This window comes from Pseudomonas sp. FW305-7, assembly GCF_058786735.1.
In genome coordinates, this window is the sequence record NZ_JBYSZA010000011.1 from 57339 (window position 1) to 74957 (window position 17619).

Below are 17619 nucleotides of genomic sequence, written 5' to 3' on the forward strand. Positions count from 1 at the left end.
ATGGCCGAAAGCAGACGCTCATCAACTGCAATTAACTGTCCACAGTTGATCAAGGCGCGTTGTGTAGCTTTGGCTCATCATCTCCCGTCGCATGCCCCAATATGGATTGCTAGGCACACTCGCCGCCCGGAGCGTGCCCCTCCCCCATCGCCCATTGATCTCATCCAGCACTGCCATCACCCTGGTCGCCTCAGCGGGCTGCGAAATCGCGAAGAGATCGTCCGTGTACTCACCCGGCTGACACAGGTTCAATAGCATGACTTCCGCTTTGCTGTAACTGAAACCAGGACGGAACACTCGATCAAGAGCATCGACGGCCGCCGTGGTCAGTAGACGAACGTCATCCGTAGGGTAAGGTAAATCCACCACTACACCATTCGCATATTTAGCTTCATCGGGATTGAACATTCCGGTGCGGATACTGACCCGGATCTTCTTGCACAGCGACTTTTGTGCTCGGAGCTTTTCAGATGCCCGCATAATGTAGGTTGCCACGGCCTCCTTAATCGGCGGCAGCTCCTTCAGCCTTTTGCCGAACATCCTGCTGCAGCAGATCTCCTGCTTAGGCGGATCTGGCTCGTCCAGCTCCAGGCACGGTGTGCCCGCCAATTCCCGGGCAGTTTTCTCGATCACCACGCTGAAGTTTTTTCTCAACGTCCACGGGTCCGCCTTGGCCAGATCCATGGCGGTCTTGATTCCCATGGCGTCCAGGTGCATTTTCATGCGCCGCCCCACCCCCCATACCTCCGCTACATCCGTATTACGCAGCACCCAATCACGCTTGATCGGATCGCAAATATTCACGACACCACCGGTTTGGGCCTGCAGGCGTTTGGCGGTGTGGTTGGCCAGCTTGGCAAGAGTCTTGGTGTGCGCGATGCCGACACCGACGGGAATACCGGTGCAACGCAGCACCTGACTACGAATCTTGCGGCCGAGGCCGTCCAAGTCACTGATGCCGGTGAGGTCGACGAAAGCTTCGTCAATGCTGTAAACCTCGACGGCGGGCACCATCGATTCAATCAGCGTCATGACACGCTCGCTCATATCGCCGTACAACGCGTAGTTTGAGGAGAACGGGACAATGCCATGTTGCTTGAGCTTGTTTTTGATCTGAAAGTACGGCTCGCCCATTTTCACGTACGGCTTTGCGTCATAGCTGCGGGCAATGACGCAACCGTCGTTGTTCGACAGCACCACGATAGGCACTCTCGCGAGGTCTGGGCGGAACACGCGCTCGCAGCTGGCATAAAAGCTGTTGCAGTCGACCAGGCCGAATACAGGTTTCGACTTAGACATGACTGCGCACGCTTCCAATGATCACACCCCATATCGCCAGCTCATCGCCTTCCAACACATAGCGAGGCGGGTATTTTGGATTTTCCGATAGCAGAATCACTTCCTTCCCCCGGATGCAGAGGCGTTTGCACAGCGGATCGTTGTTCAGCAGCGCAACAACAATGTGCCCATGAGCAGGCTCTAATGAACGATCTACCACAGCCAAATCCCCGTCGAAAATCCCCGCTCCCTGCATGCTCTCTCCGGTGATTTTCACCAGATAAACGTGAGGAGCGCGGATGTTCAAAACCTCATCAAGTGATATGTGGGCTTCGATGTGATCCGCTGCCGGTGAGGGAAAGCCAGCGGGCACCTGAAAAAGACACAGAGGTAATTTCCGGCCAGCCACGGCAATAGGGCCTAAGATTGAAAAGCTCATGACGCACGACTTCCGACACTGTACGAATGTACAGTTAACTTTCAGAATGACTTGCGGTCAATTTCTGTAGGAAATATCAGATAGGCGGCCAGGAGATGTGCGGACGACTTTCACAGTACGACGGCATTCATGACTTCGTTGCGGCACTCAGCATGCCCAATCCTTTGGTCAATCACACCGGTGATTTGCCATTCGAGCGGTACAACGCCGCCCCATCTACACAACTCGCGCTCTTTCATCAGGAAGGACAATATCTGCACGCGGACATGGTCCGCTGGGGGTGGCGTCCACACTGGGCAAAGGATCGAGCGGCCCCCATCAATGCGCGTGTAGAAAAAGTGGCCCACGGCCCATTCTTCCGAGCAATCTGGCCACACCGGGCGATCATCGCGATAAACAACTGGTTCGAATGGGTAGATGAAGGCGGCGCGAAAAAGCAGCCCTATCTCATCCGTCGAAAGGACCTTGCGCCAATTTTTTGCGCCGCGATTGGGCAGTACCCGAATGCAGAACATTCACCTGGCGAGCACGACGGCTTTGTGATCATCACCGCAGACAGTGCTGGGGGAATGGTGGACATTCACGACCGCCGCCCGGTGACGCTTTCTCCAGACTTGGCTCAGGAATGGTTGAATCCGGCCACACCCAAAGAGCGCGCCGAACAAATGGTGCTGCTTCAGGGCGAACCGACTGAGGCGTTTGAATGGTTCAAAGTAGACCGAGCCATCGGCAACGTGCGCAACCAAGGGTCAGATTTGATAAAACCAATCGAGGCCCCCACCGAGGACGGACTTTTCTAAATCGAGGACAGGGTCTTGAGCCGCTTTTCAAGCGCCGACTCAAAAATGATGTGGAGCTGCTCCGCGTCACCTACTCTCAGACCGCCCGCCATTTGCATACCGAGAACAAAACCGTCCGCTCTCGCACCCGCCTTGACGGCAACAATCATCGAGTCTGCGCGCACAATATGCGCGAGAAGCCGGTCAGCCTCCCGTTTCACCTTGTCATTCAACACCACTTCGTCCATCAGCTTTACCTTCACTGTGACATCCAATACATCACTAAGATGACGATAGATACCCAACTCAACGTTAGTAGAAACGAAAGCCCCACCAGTTGCTTGTCCATAATTGCTTATCATTTTGATGAATGTTGATCATGAGCCACATCACATCCACCAGCAATAATAGCCAACTGCCAGAACCGGTTATTCGGCCTGTTAAGAAGTCTCCAGCCCCCCCCTTCAGAATAAGCCTCCCAGCGATGCCGGTTCCCAGTTCATGATAATCAGCTCCCCGCTGATCTCGGCTTTTCCCTGGCGCTGGTTGGTGTTGCTGTAGCGGATGTCGATTGTCTCGAAATGAAAGCCTTCGAACACGCGCCGGATGTGCGGATGATCGTTAATGCTGACCATCACTTTTCCTTTACAACGGCGCATGAAGTCGGCCATTCGCTCGTAGTTTTCGAACGGAAAGTCCACGCCATACCCGGCGGTCTGCCAGTAAGGCGGATCCATGTAGTGGAAGGTATGGGCACGGTCGTAGCGTTCAGCGCATTCAAGCCAGGGGAGGTTTTCGACGTAGGTACCGGATAGGCGCTGCCACGCGGCCGAGAGGTTTTCTTCAATGCGTAGCAAGTTGATGGCCGGCGCGGTGGTCGCCGTGCCGAACGTCTGGCCAGAGACCTTGCCGGCGAAGGCGTGGTGTTGCAGGTAGAAGAATCGGGCGGCGCGCTGGATGTCGGTGAGGGTTTCGGGGCGGGTCATCTTCTGCCACTCGAACACCTGACGCGAGCTGAGCGCCCATTTGAACTGGCGCACGAACTCTTCCAGATGGTTCTGCACGACGCGGTACAGCGTGACCAGGTCGCCGTTGATGTCGTTGAGGACTTCAACGGGCGCGGCCTGGGGTCGCATGAAGTAGAGCGCGGCACCGCCGGCAAAGACTTCGACGTAGCATTCGTGAGGCGGAAAAAGCGGGATGAGACGGTCGGCCAGGCGGCGTTTGCCGCCCATCCAAGGAACGATGGGTGTAGACATTGAGAGCAAGACCTTTACTGTATGGATAAACAGGTGCTAGGCTCGCCGCGCTTTGTGCACGGAGCAAGAGCCTTGGCTGGACTTGCAGGGACCATCTGCAGGGACGGCGGTCGATCCGGATGTTGACGCATCCGGACCGGCCGCTCTTTTTCACTTCGGTGTTGAGACTTCTTTGGCGTATGCCTGACAGGCCGCGAGGGCAATTAGCCCCCGGTCGCCGTCATCGGTGACACCGATAACTCGTTGAGCATGCGTTGGGTCAAGTTCGACTCTTGTGGGACCATGAACCACACCGCCGGTGGCGGTGGTGGCTGGCACCGATCCGTTGCCGGCGCCGGTGGTGGCGTCGAGTAGGACTGACAGGCGCAGATCAGCAGTGGCAAGACGGTCGCGCAGGCGACCTTGATCACGTTGGACATCGCTCAAGGCTCGGTAATGGGTTTGTTCGCTGGTGGCCAGGCGCTGCTCGAGCGCAAGGCGTTTGTCCTGTTCGGCACGCTGCTGCGCAACCGTGGCCAGGGCCAACTGATTAAAGGTTTCGGTGTGGAGTCGGGCCTGCTCTGCGAGCTGTTTGCCGTAGCGCCAATCCTGGACTTGCCAAGTAATGGCCGCGGAACCGCCGACTAAGACGCCCAGCAGCACTCCCTTGGCCACCAACCGATACGGTGTCGGGATCAGTTCGCCGAGACGCATAACACCGCCCTCGCCCGCCCCCACAACTCCAGCCGATCCTGCAGGCCATTGAGACCACCATTGATCCTGCGTGTGATCGTGTTGAACTCGTTTTGATCGGCAAGCGCGTTCAACCCATTCACGGACCAAAACCACGCGGCCGACTCGGCAGCCCACTGCGGCAGCTCCAGTTGCTCAGGGGTGCGCAGCAATCGCTCGTCGCCGAACAGCGCCAAGCTGCAGCGTAGATAATTGTCGTGACCGGTGACCTGAATCAAGCCGCGACCGCGATAGCGCTGGCCATCACCATCCGCTGCCGGGGTGTTGCCCAGTTTCGCAGCCAGGTTGCCGGTGTCGTATTTGCTCAGGTACTGCTCGCCGCCCAGTTCCCGGACGTACTGCAACTGACCCGACTCGTGGCCGACTTGCGCCAGAAACGCGGCTTGCCGTTTCGGCGTGTTGATCTGCCGGTGGGCCATGGCTGCGTTGAGGGCGGATACAAAAACGCCCGCTTGGCGGCGGGCGTTGGGCATGATGCTTTGCAGCTGTTGTTCAGTGATGGACATACAAACTCCAGACGTAAAAAAACCGCACTCAAGCGGCGATAGGATGCGGCTACTGCTTATCGATGTTCACCACCTTGAGGGGTGGTTTCGGCCCTTTCTTTTTCTTACCCTTGGATTTACCGGCTTTGCCGGCGTTGCACTCGACCGTGGTCGACCACCCAGACTGGGTGAATACCTGCTCGACCGAATCCGCCAAGTACTCGCCATCAAGCCCAACCTTGAACCCCTGAGCGATGATGGGAAGCTCGGCGAAGATGTCCGTCCGGCCGGGCATCTCCAGCCGCACATCAGCGGTCGAGCGGTTGAACGCTGACAAACGGGCCTTGGCCGCCGCTTCAGCAGCGGTCTTGTTGGGGTAGATATGGCGGTCGGTATGCACTGCCGGCAGGCCCTCCGGAGCGTCATCGTTGTCGATAGTGACCACGGCCAGCTTGCCGTCCTTCTTGTTCTGGTGCTTGGTGGCGACCGCCTTGTGTGAATTGCGATCTCCGAGACTGAATTGCCAACGGCTGAGGTTTCGCCGAGTCAGGGTAATGGCGCCGAACGACTTGCCGCTGGCTGTCTGGCCACCTTGGCGCGGCATCACCAACAACTTGCCGTCGGCAACCTTGGCCGTGCAGTCGTATTGCTTGGCCAGACGGGTGATGAAATTAAAATCGGACTCGTTGAGCTGGTCGACCCGGGCGACCTTGGTCGATACAGGGCACACCGGTTGCCAGCCATTGCGCGCGGCGACGTCAGCCACGATCTTCGACAGCGGCACGTCTTCCCAGCTTCCGCTGCGGATAGTCTTGCCACTGCCACGCATGTCGCTGGCTTTGCCCTTGATCACGATGGTATCGGGTGGACCTGATACCTCGACCGTGTCCACGGTATAGCTGCCCATGCGCGCCAAGGTCGTTTCGGCATACCCCAGGTAGATCTCGATTGAGCTGCCACGCCGTGGCAATTGCACTTGCCCGTCACGGTCATCGATACGCAACTCAAACTCGTCGGACTCCATGCCCGGCTTGTCAGAGGTACGCAGCAACAACAGCCGATCATTGATCTTGGCCGTGACATCGGCCCCATCGGCGACGATTCGAAACATCGGAGTCATGGATATTTTCCAATAAAAAACCCGCACAAGGCGGGTCTGAAAACAACGTGTCGTAACGCATAACGCAGCGGCGCACCGGCGACAGCATCGCTCAGGATCAATCCCACAAGCTCACGCCCTCACTGGTCGGGCTGGGCAGATCCGGCAGGACGATGATCACGCCCGACCGGAACGGCTGAAGCTCATCGGCCAGCCCCTGATTGGCATCGAGCACAGCCTCGACGCTGCCATTCAGATGGCCGTAAACGTTGTTGCAAATGACATCGAGCATGTCGCCGTCAGACGTCCTGCATGTCGTCGCCATAGCGCTCAAACTCCAGAGTGAATCCCTGTTTGCGAGCAATCCCGCCGTGCAGCAGCGCGGACTGTTCCTCGTTGATGTTTTTCAGGCACCACGTTCCAATCACTTCGCCATACCCCGTGGTCAGGGTCAGCGGTTGAAGCCTGGCACCAATAGAGCGCAGTGTGTCCAGTTGCTTCAACCCGCCCTTGAAGCCCGGGTAGATCGTGCCCTTGAGCGTCAACTTTTCATCGCCCATACCGATGGACTGCTTCGCCGGCCGGCGCGTCAACCGCTCCTGCGAAGCCCAGCGGAATTCGGTCGAACGGCTCAGCTCATCAAAGGCCGCCGTGTCCAGGTTGAAGTAATACGGCTCAATTTTGGGATCGCGTGGCTGAATGATCATCAGGTGTGGGAATGGTTTTACCGCCTCCGGCGCCGGCGTAGCCTCACCGGCAAAGGAACTGGTGGGCACGATGTTGGCCAGCGACGGACTGACCTTGCCGGCGACGTTGTTGATCGCCGTTGCCGCCTTGCCCGCCTGTTCCTTCAACGTGCCCAGCCGATCCTGTACTTCAGCCGCCGCCCGGGTGGCGCGGCCGTACACGGCCACCACCTGACCGACCTTGGCCTGAGCCGCGTCAACGCCACGCATCACCCGCTGAAGTTTGGCGCCGATGGCTGGACCAACAAACGGAATGTTCTCCAGCTCGGACGCGGCGCCGGTCAGTTCGCGAATCGCGCCGTTGACCGGGGTCAGCATGCCGTCAGCGCTACGCCGCCCGGTTTCCGCTGCCTCGACCAAATACTTCAGGCTCGATTGCATGCTCTCCATATAAGCCATCAGGCCTCCTTACACATGGGGTTCGTCGTACAGCTTGGCGGCGTTACTTTTCGCCGCGTCCGCCATCATTCGCTGCATGTGCGGCATCATTTCTTGAGCCAAGCGCTGCGGGTCTTTGACATCGCCCTGTACCGTGACCGGCATGTTCAGCGAATACTGAAACTGCTGATCCACCTTGGACGGCTCCGGCTTCGGCGGCTCCTTGGGCTGAATCGCCAAGGCCGCCGACTTGAGTGGCTCCCTCACCGCCATAGAGCGCGCCACATCGCCCAGCACCGGCCCTTGCGGCGCCACCGGCGCCATCATCAGCGGCGTGGTCGGTACCGGCGCTTTGTCCTCAGGCTTTTCATCGTCATCACCGAATAGCGCTTTGCTCAAGGTTGCGCCCAGCGTTGCACCGCTCTCGCTGCCAAGGTAGGCACCGATCAAGCCGCCGACGGCAGTGCCGATGATCGGCACCACCGAACCGATGGCCGCACCCGCTGCCGCACCGGCCATAGTGCCGGCCATGTTGCCAGCGGCCGCACCGTAACCCTGGGCCTGCTCAGCCTTGGATCCGCCATTCTGGAAAGTTTCGAAAGCCATGGCGCCGGCATCCAACAGCGAACCGCCCGGGATCATCTTGGCGGCCTTGCCGACCTTGCCAACCGCCTTCACCACGCCGCCCAGCCGGGCCATGGCCCCCGAGGGCACAGGTGGCGGCGGGGGCACGGGCAGATTCAGCGCAGCCCGACGGCGCGCGGTGCGCCTCGCTCGGCGTCCCGGCCGACGTGTCCCTCCGGGGCCACTCGCTCCCCCCCCACCACCGCCACCGCCCATGGCATTGGCGTTGACGACAAAAACCTTTTTCACGCCGTCATCATCACCACCGCCTTCGCCGCCGGCGCTGTCATCATCGCCGCCTGAGGCGGCTTCCTTCGCTAGCGAAACGACCTTGAGACCGGTGGAGATCAGGTTGAATTTGCCGGCCTTTTTGTCTTCACCCTCGCCGCCCTCACTTTCGCCATCGCCTTCGCCGTCGATGGGGACGCCCTTGTACGCGGCCACAGCCTTGAGGCCGGTTTCCACCAGCGACAGCGCCTTGCCGGCTTTACCCTTGGGTTCATCGTCCTTGTCGTCGCCACCTCCTTCCCCATCCTTGGCATTGGTCACAAAGACCTTTTGTACTTCACCTGACTTGCCCTTACCCAAGGCGCTGCGCGCCAGGTTGAGCATCCCTTTGCCCATTTTGAAAGAGCTATACAGACCGGACAGTCCAACGAGTGCGGCACTGACCAATCCGATTCCCGTCACGACGCCGGGCGAGCTGTCAGACAGCGATGTGATGCCCTTCGCGACCTTGGTCAGCGACTCCGCGACGACGTCCGTCACCGGCCGCAAGGCATCGCCGATGCTACGCATGGCGTCATCCATCGACTGGGCCATTTCCGCCCATTTCTGCGATGACGACTCGCGCCGCTCGGCGAGGTTTTTGTCGAGGATCCCGGTCGCATCACGCGAATCGTTTTTGAGCTGGCTGTACAGCGCCTTGTTCTGCATGTAGGCCGACAACGCTGCCTTGACCTGCATGTCGGCGAACAGATCGCCGGTGCGCAGAGATTCTTCCAGCGAGGCCATCATGGCCTTGGCCTTTTCTGGATTGGCTTCCTTGCTGATTTTTGACGTTGCTTCGGCCATGGCCGCCGCACGCTTTGGATCGGTTGCCTGAATGTATTTCTGAGCCAGCGCCATACTGGTCTCAAGCGTCGACATACCGTTTTGCAAACCGGTCTGCATCGATCTCTTGTAATCGATCCCGGCTTTTTCGTAAGCCTTGACTGTATCGGTCGAACCGATTTTGCCCATCCAGTTTTTCAGGTTGTTGGCCGCTTCGTCCGAACTGCCAGCCTGCTTCATCTGCACCTGCAACATGGCGCCCAGTTGCGTCACCGCGTCCAAGCCGGTGATGCCGTTGCTGGCCATGTTGGCCAGCAGTTCGGGAAACCACTTGGCCATGTCGGCCGCTTCAAAACTGCCCGCCTGCCCTTGGTACGCAATCGCCTCCAGCGCCTGCTGCATCTGTTTGGGGTCGGTGATCTTGGCGTTCTGCCCCAGAGCGTTGATCATCTTCGCCGTGTCGACGCCGCTGGATCCCTGCCCCACGACAAACTTGGCCGCGACAGGCGCGTATTCCAGCGCCTTGCTCAGGTCCATACCGGCGCCGACCAACTGATTGACCACGTCGGCCACATCGTTGCGCGCCATGCCGGTGTCGCGTGAAGTGTCGATGATCTTGCGCGACATCTCCTGCTCTTGCGGCTTGTTGGCAATACCAGCCTTAATCGCGATGTCTCGCACAATGGCGCCAAAATCCGCGCTGACCTTGGTCGGTACCGCCATGGCACCGACACCGACCACCGCTGCACCGACGGCGCCCTTCATGCCCCTTACGCCAGAATCAATCTGCTGATGCCCCTTGGCTTTCAGCTCAGCCTTGTTGGCCGTCTGCCCCATCGAGCGATAGGCTTTTTCCAGCCGGCCGACCTCGATCCCCTGCTTTTTCAAGCTGTCGAGGTTCGAGTTCAAACGGTTGAGTAATTTGGATGCACCAGCCGCGCCGGTGTCGTGAGCCTTTTTCCATTCTTCGCGCAGGCGGATGGTGTCGCCAATCGTGCGCTGCAGCACCCGCGCTTTGTTGCCTTCTGCCTCGAGGCGCTTGATGCGCCCGGTCACGTCCTTGAACGCGGTGCCGATCGTGGAACTGACGGCACCGCCGATCACCAGCCCGAGGGCGAGTTTGTTTGCCATGTCATGGCCCTCATGTGCCCAGCACTACCGGTGGCGGCTCAGTCCGTGAGCCACCACACCATATCCGCGAACGGCATCGACTGGATCTCAGCGGCGGAAAATCCGGTTTCCGCCGCCAGACGTTTCGCCGCCGACTTGATCACGCTGAGGTTAAAGCCCGTCGTCGTTGTCCATGCGAAAATAGCCGGCCTGCAAGCGGTTAAAATCCACCAGCTTCAGGCCCTCCAGATCCGCCACCGAGGCACCGGACAACGCAGCAAACAACACCAACTCGCGCTGCTCATCGTCGCCACCGACATCTCGGTTGGCCGCCCGCACGTCGCCGACCGTAGGGGAACGCAAGGCCAGCTTATCGACGGTCACGCCGTTGATTTCGCTAGGACACGACAGCGTCACCAGCACCTGATCGGTCGTCAGCGACAACCACGACGGCATCGACTTCGAATAATCGGTTTTCGGTACCAGGTGCGAATACGCCGCCTGCACGCGGCGATAGTCGGTCATCTTGAGAGCTTCCAGATCCTTCAACCCGACATCAGCCAGGCTGGCAAACGTCATCAGTTCGCGTTGCTCATCGTCACCATTGGCGGCTCGGTCAGCCGACCGTACCTCGCGCACGGTCGGGGCACGCAAGGTCAACGTTTCAACGTTAACGCTGTTTGCTTGGCTGGGACGGGTCAGGGTCACGACAGCACTGAGCGCACTAAGCGACAGCCACGCCGGCAGGTTTTTAGCGATTGCTTGGGTCATCTGAATCTTTCCTTAAAGGCCGAGCGCCTGGCGCACTTCGAGCAGTTGGTCTTTGCCGTCGATCACCTGGATGCCGGCGACCATGTCGATCTCGTACATCAGGCGCCCGTCGATTTCGAGCTTGTAGTACGTGACCGCAATAGCGTGTTTGATCTCGGCGGCGTCGCCGGCTTTCCAGTCGCCCATGTCGACCTCTTTGAGCCGGCCGCGCAGGGTTGCAACGACCGCCGTCACCGCGCCCTTTTGGCCCTTGAAGGCACCACGAAACGTGGCGTTGAATGCCGTGCCATCGGCCAAACCGAAATTCTTCAGCGACTCACGGCGCACGCCTTTGGTGACAAAGGACGCTTCCATTTTTTCCAGCCCCTGATCCATCTCCACAGGGCCGGCCATGCCGCCCCCGCGATACTCGTCAGTCTTGGTGGTCAGCTTGGGCAGCGTCATGCTCGGCACTTCGCCGGCAAAGTTGACGCCGTCGACGAACATGTTCGTGTTGTACAAAGTTTGAGGAATCATTGGTTACGCCCCCTTAGGCTGCTTCAAGCACTTCTGTCATCCATTGCTCGGTGACTTCGAAAAGGAAATTCGGGTTTTCTGCCGGCGGCACGTCGGTGAAACGGATGCGCCAATACACCTTGCCTTGTGCGATCTGGCTGGCCGTGTTCAGCTCGGTGTCGGGGAACACTTCAAAGTTGATGATTGCGCCCTGGGCTTTCAGGTCGCGCATGAACGCGTCCAGACCGTTGGTGACATCGGTCACGTAGGTCTTGGTGATCGAGCGGTCGACCGCCCATTTGTGCCCGGCCTGCACCGCATCCATGAGAATGAACAGCGTGCGAACACGAGTAACAAAGGCCCACTTCGGATCGCTCGACAGCGTGCGGTTGCCCCACAGGCGGTAGCCGTCATCGCGAATAATCGTGGTGATATTGGCGTTATTGAGCAGGTTGGCCCGGCACGTCTCGTCGCCGTCCAGGTACTCGACCGCGCGACCGGTACCGGTGATGCCGGTCAACTCCTTATTCGATGGCGAAGCCCAGAAACCGTATTCAGCATCCGTCCAGGCAAACAGCCCCGCCGCCCAAGCAGAACCGGGCGCGTCGACGGTCTTGCTGGTGAGGGTGTCCCAATACTTGACGCCGGGGTCGACCATGAACAGGTTGCGACTGCCGAAGTTATCGGCGTAGGCCATGGCGGCCTCGTCGGTGGTACCAGGTCCGTCGATGATGCCGATAGCGCGCAGTTTCTGCGCCAAGCTATCGAGCGCCGTGGCCACCGCCTGAGTCGCGGTGTGACCTGGCGCGATCAACAGACGCGGTTGGGCGTTGAACAGGCTTTTACCGTCGAGCAGCGCCTGCAGGCCGGTACGCTGACCCGAGGCCAAGACGCCACCGATGATCGCCGAGGTTTGCAGCGCTGGGTCTTCCAGCTTGGCCACGCCGATGGCGACGATCACCGCCTTGGCTTTGACGTAGATGGCCTGACAGGCTTTTGTGATCGCCGAGTCAGGACCGAAGGCCGCAATGGCTTCGCGCTCGGTGGTGATCAACTTCAGCTCGCCCGCCTTGGCCGTACCACCGCCGAGAACGCCCGGGGTGAAGGTGTCGCACAGACCGATAATCGACGACGACGGCAGCGAGATGGTGCGCGCGCCAGTGTCGACCGACGTGGTCGTGACGCCGTGAAAAAAACTCATAAGGGTCAGTCTCCAGAAACGAAAAAGCCCCGCATAAGCGAGGCTGTGAAGGTGTAGGTGTTACACGTAGCGGAATGAAAACGCCCCGTCAGTGCGGGGCGTTTAGTTGGGTTGTGCTGACAGCCAGGTCGGCGCCGGCGGCCGGTGTTCGGCGAGCGGGAATTCCCCGCCTTGCGGCCAGTCGCGCAAGAGGCGCCTGTAATCTTGCAACTGAATGTATTGCTCGGCCGTCAACGTAGTCGACCCGCTGCCTTCCAGCTCATCGCGGTGACGTGCTACCAAGCTATCCGTCTCAGCCAGTCGCAGATCCCGCCAACCACGCTCAGCCGCAGCCAGCTCATCAGCACTTGGCGGCGGCGGATCAATCGCCATCGGAAACCCGGCAGCGTCGGGAACAATCAACTTCCCATTGCTTTCGGCAAGCAATAACGCTTGATGCTGCTCATCGGTGATTTCTTTCGCACCTTCCGGAACCTTACAGCCGGGGCTGCCGATTCTTCCGTGAACCACAGGGTCAAAAAATCCGCCACGCATATCATCAATACGACAGTAATACTTGCTCATGCTTAATACCCGATTGCGATGTAGTCAAAGTAATAGGCGGCGTTAGTCCCTTTGGAAATGGTGGCGCCAGATTTGTCCCGCCCGTTATGCATGTACGCACCGCCACCGGTTGTCCATGGCGTAAGCACCAGGGCGACACAGGCATTCGGAAACGACACCGGAAACGTCAGCGGAATGGTTGCTGCGGTGGAAGCGTTGGAAATATTCCCCACTTTGATCATCAGCCCCGGCAATTGCTGGCTGGCAGCACTAGGCGCAAGAGAGGCTGCAAAGAGCGCCGAAGACATCAACGCGCCATCTCCAGACAGGATCTGCCAAGCAGTACCCACTTTGACGATGTGGAATGCTTGCGGTTGCACAATTACATACGGCGTGGCAATCGCTCCCAACATGCCAAACAATTGGTCAGTACCTTGAACCAATAGCCTTCCACCTTGGCCTGTTCGCACCAAGATGGCTGCGCCGTTTGGAACACTGGCGAGCGATGGCAGCGTTACATCAACCACGCCCGACTTGATCACTTTGCCGACATCAGCAGCTGATAACACCGTGTTGGCGCTTAGCTCCAAGTAATCCGAAAAACTTCCGAGCGACCGCTGCACAAACTCGGTCGTTGCTAACGACTTCCCACTATCGAATCTCGGTTGCGTGGTGAAGTTTGGCCCGCTCATCGTTCCCGCAAAGCGAAGCAACACTGAGCCACCGACGAGCCGCCACTGACCCTGTAGCCGGATGAATTCAGCCGTGTCACCCAACGCCAGCAGCAACGCCCCAGAAATGCCGGTCGAGGTGTACACCACATCGCCCGCTGCCGCCACGACGTTCAGCCCGCCGACGCCGGCGCAAACCAGCGTGATAGTCGCACCCTGGGCCACACCGAGCGTCGGCGGCAACGTCGCAATGAGCTGCGCCGCACTGGAAAAACTGTGAAGCCCACCGACGTGCGCGGCGGTAAGCACCAAGCTCGCGCTGTTCGTCGTGAACCCGGAAAACTCGACCCCGCGCTGTTTCAAAAACTCCGTCGTCGGAATCGACTTACTGGCGTCGAATTGCACCGGGGTCGGTGCGGTCGGGTTGCCGGCGAAACTTGGCGAGAGCAACCGGGCAAGGCCGGCAGTGATGTCTTGAAACGTCAGCGGGGTCGTGCCCACTACAATCGTGCCATCCGTCACCAATTGCCAAATGGTGTCCGACTGAGTCGCGCCAACCTCGACCGCCACCGTCAGATTCGGGGTGACCTTCGCGCTATTATCAGCATCCTTGGCCCGCGTCCAGGCACCGACGGCAACGACGTAGGGGCCGTTATCCTTAGCAGCCGCTTGATTCTTTACCAACACACGGTCGCCGGCATTCAGCGAAACGCCATCCACCACCTGCAAACCGGTCAGCGCGATGTTGGCCGTCGTGGCCGCGCGCACTGACTGCTTGCGGTCGAGCTTGTCCAGCTCTTCCAGAATCCGCGTCTCTACGAATTCCCGTGTGGCTAGCACCACGGACGGATCGATCTTCAGCGTGATGCTTGCGTTACTCGTAACGACCATGTTCATTCGCACAACCTGCGTGCGGCCCGACCCTTGCGACAGCAGTGGCTTGAAGCTCGGCGCGCAGTTGGCCACCGCCACCAGATCACCGTCCGAATCGTACAAACCCAACTCGCGAATCCAGCGACCACCCTCATCGGCGGGAATGATCTGCTCGGCGATGATCACGGCCGAGTTGACCGTGTCAATTCTGAGCTGGTTCAGCGGCCGACGCCGCCACTCGTTGATTAGCTTGGTTTGGGAGGCTGAAGGGACGGGGTTAGGCGGGTTTTCAATCCCGGTCGGGTTAGCATCCCCCACGCCCATCTCGGTGATCTTCCAGGCAACGCCGAGCGCGTCGGCGTTCGCCTGCTTGGCCATCCCCACGTTCGTGAGGATCGCAAAAAATTGCGAATTCGCATCAATCATAATAAACGTCCAGGTGATCTATGGAGTGTTCGCGACCGACCACGCCAAAGCTGCCAGTGACCTCGATGTCACGCATGACGGGTGGGTAAACGTCGATTTCGTCGCCTTCGTAGAGGGACACAGCGATATTCAGATCGCCTTTTGTTTCGAGGCTAATGGCCAGCCCGGTCAACTGACGACTGACGGGCTTGGCGTCGTCGATCAGGCGTTCAAGCTCCTGATACATTTCCTCGGTGATACCGGTATCGAGTACGCCGACTTTCAAGGCAAAGGTGCCCGGCATCCCTTCGGGCAAGGTCTGGAACCACTCGACGATCTCGATCAGGTAGCCCAGCGGCTCGACCACGCGGCGCAATGCGCCGATGGTGCCCTTGTGCTTGTGGATGTAGTACGACGCCCTGATTGCCGCGCGTTTGGTCGCCTCCGTCCACCGGTAGTCCCAGCGATCCACCGACCATGCCCAGGCCAGATGCGGCAGCAGATGCACCGGACAGGTATCGGCGTTGTAGAGGTCGCGCAGTGGGACAATCGTCTTTTCGAAAAACGCGGCCTCCATGGCCCGTTCCAGTTGCGTGCTGTTGAGCGGCAGTAGACTTTTCATATCAACCTGCCAGCCTCACGTTGTACCGCGTACAGAACGCCGCTTGTGCCTTGGTCGGTGCCAGATCCTGCCACCCAACCAACTCAACCCGGGCAACGCCGGCAACGTGCAACTGGGCGTCAACAGCGGAGCGGGCGACCTCGACGCCCAGCCGCTTGCGGGGATTTATCCAGGTTGCCAAACGGCTTTTCGCCTCGGCCAAACTGGCATCCGCTTCAGGGCCAGCGCTGGCCATGTGCAAAATGGCGTCAATCTCGTAGCGGATCACCTGCGCGCTCTGCACGGTCACCCGATCAGCAACCGGCCGCACGTCATCGTCATTCAGCGCAGCGGCCACCGTCGCCAGCAGCTCCGGCGGCGCTTCGCCCTCCCCGTCCAACCCCAGCACCGTGACCGTGACGTAACAAGGCGCCGGGCTTTCAGCCGTGGCGTCTGCAACCAGCCCCGAGGCATTACGCGCATGTAGGATGTAGCTGTTGCGCGGGCCGGCCGTAGTCAAACCTTCATAGGCCAACTGGATGCGTTCGCGAAACGGATCGTCGTCTTCCATGACCTTGGGCACCGGTGGCACTGCCAGCAGATCCTCGGCTTGAATGACCAGGCGCGTCAGATTGACGTTCGCCCCCAGGTGATCGAGGTCGCCGCGAATGGCGTGCGCCAGTAACAGCCCCTTGCCGGCGTCATTAACGCGGGCGCGGTTGCCGACTTTGTTGTAAGCCCCGACCTCCAGCACTTTGACCACTGGATCGCTTTCCAGCGCGGCCGTCCAGTTACTACCCATGTACCCGCGAAACACGCTCAGCCCGTCCTGATAAACCTCTTCGAAGTCCAGAGGCTCCAGCACGGTCGGCGCGGGCAGCGACGACAGATCTACGGTACTCATGCGGCCACCTCCAACGTGACGCTGTCGCCCAGGTACTTCCCGACGATTTGCAAATTGATTTGCCCGCCAATGACGGAAATGACGCGCACCTGATCCAACTTCAAACGCGGCTCCCAGCGCCCCAGAGCGCGGGCAACCTCAGCCTGTACGGCACTTTTCCAGCCTTCGTTGATGGGTAAATCGACAAACCGCCGTAGCTTGCTGCCGTACTCCATACGGTGCCGGCGACTGCCCAGCGGCGTGCTCAAGATGTCGGCAATGGATTGCCGCAGGTGCTCGATGCCGGATATGGGTAGGCCGGTGTGGCGATCCATTCCGATCATCGATGTCACTCCTTGAACGGCTCGTATTCTTCGCTGGCTTTCAGGAACTTGACCGCTTCGATGTCGGAGACCGGCACCACGACCGCCGCCTTCTCGACCGGATAGGAACGGTCAGTACCGGGCACGATCAACAGTCGCGACGTGTAGAGTTTGTCGCGGAATTTCAGAAACTCCGGCGATGAGAACGGTGAGGATGTAATTGCCGATTCCGAGGACGCTTGCACCTCGGTGACGGTCGTATCGATCTTGGCCATGTATTTCTCCAGGCATGAAAAAGCCCGCACTGGGCGGGCTGTCGTGAATGAATTAATGCGTGTGGTGATTGCTGTTGCCGGTGGCGTCAATGATTGCGCCGGCGCTGGTGATGCCCTTGGTAACGTGCAGCGCGCCGTCGATCATCACCGCCGCTTTCAGATTGATGTTGCCGGTGGTCACGCTCACGGCGCTATCAGTTACAACCGCTTCCGTGCTGGCCACTTTGATGCTGACCGTACCGCTGGGCAGGGTGATGCTGTAGCTCTTGGCCTGCCAGTCGTAGACCAGCGAGCCGCCATCATCGAAACGCCAAACCTCGACGTGGTCGCGGTTGTCTGGCGGCGGTCCGGCATTGCCATACAAGCCCGGGACAAACGTGCCTTGTGACACGTCACCGCTGGGACTGATCAAACTGCCCTGCTCGCCCAAAGACGGCGCCCGCCAGTGCCTGGCCTTGCCGGCGGCGATGCTGTGCCAGCGCACCCAAGCGCTGACCCATTCACTGCCGTCTGACACGCGACACACCGGCGGTGAGGCGGACAGGTCCACCGCGACCACGTAGCAAGCCTTGATCGCCCCCGCAATCATGCGGTCA

The 17619-nt window shown here is 59.5% G+C and carries 21 protein-coding genes and 1 pseudogene; 1 reads left to right on the top strand and 21 read right to left on the bottom strand.

Translation table 11 applies throughout. The features are described 5' to 3' along the window. Positions 1–21: 21 nt before the first annotated feature. Entirely contained in the window at positions 22–1299 is a 1278-nt protein-coding gene (gene umuC, locus AC3WMT_RS15205; RefSeq protein WP_103306348.1) for a translesion error-prone DNA polymerase V subunit UmuC, read from the bottom strand. Further along, positions 1292–1717 carry a LexA family protein gene (locus tag AC3WMT_RS15210; RefSeq protein ID WP_103306349.1) on the bottom strand — a complete coding sequence of 142 codons (426 nt, stop codon included), beginning with the start codon at positions 1715–1717 and terminating at the stop codon, positions 1292–1294. Before AC3WMT_RS15210 ends, umuC begins: the two co-directional genes overlap by 8 nt. A gap of 95 nt (positions 1718–1812) precedes the next feature. On the opposite strand from AC3WMT_RS15210, the gene AC3WMT_RS15215 reads away from it, so the two are divergent. Beyond that, positions 1813–2517, top strand: coding sequence for an SOS response-associated peptidase family protein (locus AC3WMT_RS15215; RefSeq protein WP_103306350.1), 705 nt, complete (start codon positions 1813–1815; stop codon positions 2515–2517). On the opposite strand, the gene AC3WMT_RS15220 is transcribed toward AC3WMT_RS15215, so the two are convergent. From AC3WMT_RS15220 to AC3WMT_RS15310, 19 genes and pseudogenes are all read right to left on the bottom strand, one after another. Next, the gene (locus AC3WMT_RS15220; RefSeq protein WP_103306366.1) at positions 2514–2744 is read right to left on the bottom strand and encodes a hypothetical protein; all 231 of its coding nucleotides are present in this window, start codon (positions 2742–2744) and stop codon (positions 2514–2516) included. The genes AC3WMT_RS15215 and AC3WMT_RS15220 overlap by 4 nt on opposite strands. A gap of 216 nt (positions 2745–2960) precedes the next feature. After that, positions 2961–3755 carry a DNA adenine methylase gene (locus AC3WMT_RS15225; RefSeq protein ID WP_103306351.1) on the bottom strand — a complete coding sequence of 265 codons (795 nt, stop codon included), beginning with the start codon at positions 3753–3755 and terminating at the stop codon, positions 2961–2963. A 150-nt stretch (positions 3756–3905) separates the two neighbouring features. Then, positions 3906–4448 carry a lysis system spanin subunit gene (locus tag AC3WMT_RS15230; protein WP_103306352.1) on the bottom strand — a complete coding sequence of 181 codons (543 nt, stop codon included), beginning with the start codon at positions 4446–4448 and terminating at the stop codon, positions 3906–3908. After that, the gene (locus AC3WMT_RS15235) at positions 4430–4993 is read right to left on the bottom strand and encodes a glycoside hydrolase family 19 protein (RefSeq protein ID WP_103306353.1); all 564 of its coding nucleotides are present in this window, start codon (positions 4991–4993) and stop codon (positions 4430–4432) included. The genes AC3WMT_RS15230 and AC3WMT_RS15235 overlap by 19 nt, the downstream gene beginning before the upstream one ends. Positions 4994–5042: 49 nt before the next feature. Further along, positions 5043–6092 (bottom strand): phage late control D family protein, encoded by a 1050-nt coding sequence (locus tag AC3WMT_RS15240; protein WP_103306354.1) that lies wholly within the window; start codon positions 6090–6092, stop codon positions 5043–5045. 97 nt (positions 6093–6189) lie between these two features. After that, the gene (locus AC3WMT_RS15245; protein ID WP_103306355.1) at positions 6190–6396 is read right to left on the bottom strand and encodes a tail protein X; all 207 of its coding nucleotides are present in this window, start codon (positions 6394–6396) and stop codon (positions 6190–6192) included. After that, complete coding sequence (locus AC3WMT_RS15250; RefSeq protein ID WP_103306356.1) at positions 6371–7216, bottom strand: phage tail protein; 846 nt, start codon at positions 7214–7216, stop codon at positions 6371–6373. The genes AC3WMT_RS15245 and AC3WMT_RS15250 overlap by 26 nt, the downstream gene beginning before the upstream one ends. A 9-nt stretch (positions 7217–7225) precedes the next feature. Beyond that, positions 7226–10003 carry a phage tail tape measure protein gene (locus AC3WMT_RS15255; RefSeq protein WP_103306357.1) on the bottom strand — a complete coding sequence of 926 codons (2778 nt, stop codon included), beginning with the start codon at positions 10001–10003 and terminating at the stop codon, positions 7226–7228. Between the two features lie 150 nt (positions 10004–10153). Next, positions 10154–10438, bottom strand: coding sequence for a phage tail assembly protein (locus tag AC3WMT_RS15260; protein ID WP_256583590.1), 285 nt, complete (start codon positions 10436–10438; stop codon positions 10154–10156). A 24-nt stretch (positions 10439–10462) separates the two neighbouring features. After that, a pseudogene (locus tag AC3WMT_RS15265) lies at positions 10463–10753 on the bottom strand (phage tail assembly protein); the annotation flags it as partial. A 12-nt stretch (positions 10754–10765) separates the two neighbouring features. Continuing rightward, a complete protein-coding gene (locus AC3WMT_RS15270; RefSeq protein WP_103306359.1) occupies positions 10766–11269 on the bottom strand; it encodes a phage major tail tube protein in 504 nt (167 codons plus the stop codon). Between the two features lie 13 nt (positions 11270–11282). Next, positions 11283–12449, bottom strand: coding sequence for a phage tail sheath subtilisin-like domain-containing protein (locus AC3WMT_RS15275; protein ID WP_103306360.1), 1167 nt, complete (start codon positions 12447–12449; stop codon positions 11283–11285). Between the two features lie 102 nt (positions 12450–12551). Then, positions 12552–13013, bottom strand: a complete 462-nt coding sequence (locus tag AC3WMT_RS15280) for a tail fiber assembly protein (RefSeq protein ID WP_146041285.1) — start codon at positions 13011–13013, stop codon at positions 12552–12554. Between the two features lie 2 nt (positions 13014–13015). Beyond that, positions 13016–14962 carry a phage tail protein gene (locus tag AC3WMT_RS15285; RefSeq protein WP_103306361.1) on the bottom strand — a complete coding sequence of 649 codons (1947 nt, stop codon included), beginning with the start codon at positions 14960–14962 and terminating at the stop codon, positions 13016–13018. Continuing rightward, positions 14955–15563, bottom strand: a complete 609-nt coding sequence (locus AC3WMT_RS15290) for a phage tail protein I (RefSeq protein ID WP_103306362.1) — start codon at positions 15561–15563, stop codon at positions 14955–14957. The genes AC3WMT_RS15285 and AC3WMT_RS15290 overlap by 8 nt, the downstream gene beginning before the upstream one ends. A 1-nt stretch (position 15564) precedes the next feature. Continuing rightward, entirely contained in the window at positions 15565–16446 is an 882-nt protein-coding gene (locus tag AC3WMT_RS15295) for a baseplate assembly protein (RefSeq protein WP_492577848.1), read from the bottom strand. Beyond that, positions 16443–16769 (bottom strand): GPW/gp25 family protein, encoded by a 327-nt coding sequence (locus tag AC3WMT_RS15300; RefSeq protein WP_122505839.1) that lies wholly within the window; start codon positions 16767–16769, stop codon positions 16443–16445. Before AC3WMT_RS15300 ends, AC3WMT_RS15295 begins: the two co-directional genes overlap by 4 nt. Positions 16770–16774: 5 nt before the next feature. Beyond that, positions 16775–17023: a hypothetical protein gene (locus tag AC3WMT_RS15305; protein WP_256583559.1), complete on the bottom strand. Its 249-nt coding sequence runs from the start codon at positions 17021–17023 to the stop codon at positions 16775–16777. Between the two features lie 52 nt (positions 17024–17075). Beyond that, on the bottom strand, positions 17076–17612 hold the full coding sequence (locus AC3WMT_RS15310; RefSeq protein ID WP_177431427.1) for a phage baseplate assembly protein V: 537 nt from the start codon (positions 17610–17612) through the stop codon (positions 17076–17078). Positions 17613–17619 lie beyond the last annotated feature (7 nt).

Bases quoted from the DNA above. Each gene is read 5' to 3' on its own strand.
- AC3WMT_RS15215 (WP_103306350.1), top strand. From the start codon at position 1,813: ATGTGCGGACGACTTTCACAGTACGACGGCATTCATGACTTCGTTGCG.
- AC3WMT_RS15225 (WP_103306351.1), bottom strand. From the start codon at position 3,755: ATGTCTACACCCATCGTTCCTTGGATGGGCGGCAAACGCCGCCTGGCC.
- AC3WMT_RS15310 (WP_177431427.1), bottom strand. From the start codon at position 17,612: ATGATTGCGGGGGCGATCAAGGCTTGCTACGTGGTCGCGGTGGACCTG.
- AC3WMT_RS15280 (WP_146041285.1), bottom strand. From the start codon at position 13,013: ATGAGCAAGTATTACTGTCGTATTGATGATATGCGTGGCGGATTTTTT.
- AC3WMT_RS15245 (WP_103306355.1), bottom strand. From the start codon at position 6,396: ATGGCGACGACATGCAGGACGTCTGACGGCGACATGCTCGATGTCATT.
- AC3WMT_RS15285 (WP_103306361.1), bottom strand. From the start codon at position 14,962: ATGATTGATGCGAATTCGCAATTTTTTGCGATCCTCACGAACGTGGGG.
- AC3WMT_RS15295 (WP_492577848.1), bottom strand. From the start codon at position 16,446: ATGAGTACCGTAGATCTGTCGTCGCTGCCCGCGCCGACCGTGCTGGAG.
- AC3WMT_RS15230 (WP_103306352.1), bottom strand. From the start codon at position 4,448: ATGCGTCTCGGCGAACTGATCCCGACACCGTATCGGTTGGTGGCCAAG.
- AC3WMT_RS15210 (WP_103306349.1), bottom strand. From the start codon at position 1,717: ATGAGCTTTTCAATCTTAGGCCCTATTGCCGTGGCTGGCCGGAAATTA.
- AC3WMT_RS15240 (WP_103306354.1), bottom strand. From the start codon at position 6,092: ATGACTCCGATGTTTCGAATCGTCGCCGATGGGGCCGATGTCACGGCC.
- umuC (WP_103306348.1), bottom strand. From the start codon at position 1,299: ATGTCTAAGTCGAAACCTGTATTCGGCCTGGTCGACTGCAACAGCTTT.
- AC3WMT_RS15235 (WP_103306353.1), bottom strand. From the start codon at position 4,993: ATGTCCATCACTGAACAACAGCTGCAAAGCATCATGCCCAACGCCCGC.
- AC3WMT_RS15300 (WP_122505839.1), bottom strand. From the start codon at position 16,769: ATGATCGGAATGGATCGCCACACCGGCCTACCCATATCCGGCATCGAG.
- AC3WMT_RS15275 (WP_103306360.1), bottom strand. From the start codon at position 12,449: ATGAGTTTTTTTCACGGCGTCACGACCACGTCGGTCGACACTGGCGCG.
- AC3WMT_RS15260 (WP_256583590.1), bottom strand. From the start codon at position 10,438: ATGCCGTCGTGGTTGTCGCTGACGACCGATCAGGTGCTGGTGACGCTG.
- AC3WMT_RS15255 (WP_103306357.1), bottom strand. From the start codon at position 10,003: ATGGCAAACAAACTCGCCCTCGGGCTGGTGATCGGCGGTGCCGTCAGT.
- AC3WMT_RS15250 (WP_103306356.1), bottom strand. From the start codon at position 7,216: ATGGCTTATATGGAGAGCATGCAATCGAGCCTGAAGTATTTGGTCGAG.
- AC3WMT_RS15220 (WP_103306366.1), bottom strand. From the start codon at position 2,744: ATGGACGAAGTGGTGTTGAATGACAAGGTGAAACGGGAGGCTGACCGG.
- AC3WMT_RS15270 (WP_103306359.1), bottom strand. From the start codon at position 11,269: ATGATTCCTCAAACTTTGTACAACACGAACATGTTCGTCGACGGCGTC.
- AC3WMT_RS15290 (WP_103306362.1), bottom strand. From the start codon at position 15,563: ATGAAAAGTCTACTGCCGCTCAACAGCACGCAACTGGAACGGGCCATG.
- AC3WMT_RS15305 (WP_256583559.1), bottom strand. From the start codon at position 17,023: ATGGCCAAGATCGATACGACCGTCACCGAGGTGCAAGCGTCCTCGGAA.